Origin of the sequence: Pyrobaculum sp. (genome assembly GCF_049971835.1) — an archaeon.
GTDB lineage: Archaea > Thermoproteota > Thermoprotei > Thermoproteales > Thermoproteaceae > Pyrobaculum.
The window spans coordinates 1-1,403 of record NZ_JBMFKV010000357.1 but is presented as its reverse complement, the minus strand read 5'-3'; the positions used below and the strand labels follow the sequence as shown (position 1 = coordinate 1,403).

The 1,403-nt window shown below is 60.4% G+C and carries 1 pseudogene; it reads right to left on the bottom strand.

The window, feature by feature from the left end:
• Positions 1-1,403 (bottom strand): annotated as a pseudogene (locus ACP5J3_RS14625) (hypothetical protein); the annotation flags it as partial.

Sequence of the window (1,403 nt, the reverse complement as noted above, 5' to 3'; positions counted from 1 at the left end):
CCTCAGACATGCTACGCGCCGCCGAAAGCCTATTCCACACCTCCCTGGCATATTCGTCGTAAAGCTCGACGTGGTACATAGGCCTCAGCCCCTCGCTAGTCACGTCGAAGTGCTTAACATAGATCTTGACCTTCTCCTCCCTCTCGCCGCCTCCCCAGTGTATCTCGCTGGCTCCTACACCAAACGCCGAGAGGAACGTCACCACCTGCTCCAAGGAGGCGGTCCCCATAACGACTATGCGCCCCTCTTTGCTGATCTCCACCACAGAGGCGTCGCTTAACAGCCATCCGTCCTGTGCCTCCCGCAACGGCGGAGGCGCTACACCCTCCCTCCTCATCCTCTCGTAAATCTCCACAGCCCTCCTCGCCTCGGCCAGCTTCCTCTCCGCCAGCGGGCGGGTCAACTCGCCTCGTAGCTTGGCGCCGCCGCGCTCTTTAAGCTCCAGCACGGCAGTCTTACCGCCGGCGTATATGACGTATTTGCCCTCTCCCCTCTTCTCCAACCTCGCCTCGCCCCTTTCGAAAGCCTCCGCCAGAGGCCTCAGCTCTCCGCACCTCTCCGCGTCCTTCAGAACTCTGCCCAGCTCCACAACCAGCCTCTCCTCAAGCGGAAGCTCGCCTATCCGTCCGCGTCTGACGCTTTGCGCCCTCCCCAGCAACTTGTGATACGCTTTAGCCGGCGTATTAGCCACAAGCGAAGCCAAGTCCCCCGCGGCGAGGGCCCTCAGAGCAGTCAAACCCACCACGTTGTCCTCTACAATTGCCCTCAAATACGCAACGGCCCTAGTCCCGTAGCTGGCGCCAGAGAATCTAGACAGCCTATAGGCAGTCGCCTCAGCCAGCCTCCTCGCCTCCACCGCATCTACCTCTACCCACTCCGCTACCTCCTCTAGCCCCTTTGCGCCCTTTGCCGCGGCTTTTAGATGCACGGCGATTTTGTTAAGCTCCCGCTCCACCTCCTCCGCGATTTTCAACACCTCCCCCTCGGCCTCCACCAGCTTCTTCAATTCGCTGTAGAACTCCCTCCACTTCTCTCTGTCGTCGCCCCCCAGCGCCTCTTTCAAAACCTCGGCGGCTTCCTCTCTCGCCTTCAGCATCTCCATCAATTTGTTATACAGCTCCGGGGCGCGGCGCTGAAGCACAGCCCACACAATTAGAAAAGCCGCCCTGGCGTACTCGCTCCTCTCCTCATCGCTACGCGCCGGGTTGTACCAATTCCTCAGAGTCTCAGCCGCCGGCCCCAGCCAAGGCACCCTAACGCCCCTGGCCGCCTCCAGCTGATTAACAAGCTTCAACAGCCTCTTCTCGTCTACGTCGGCTACTCCCCTAGAAAGCTGGTCCACAACGCTAAACAGCTCCTCAAGCGCCTTGCCCACCGCCTCATTTCTCTTCTTCACAGCCTCC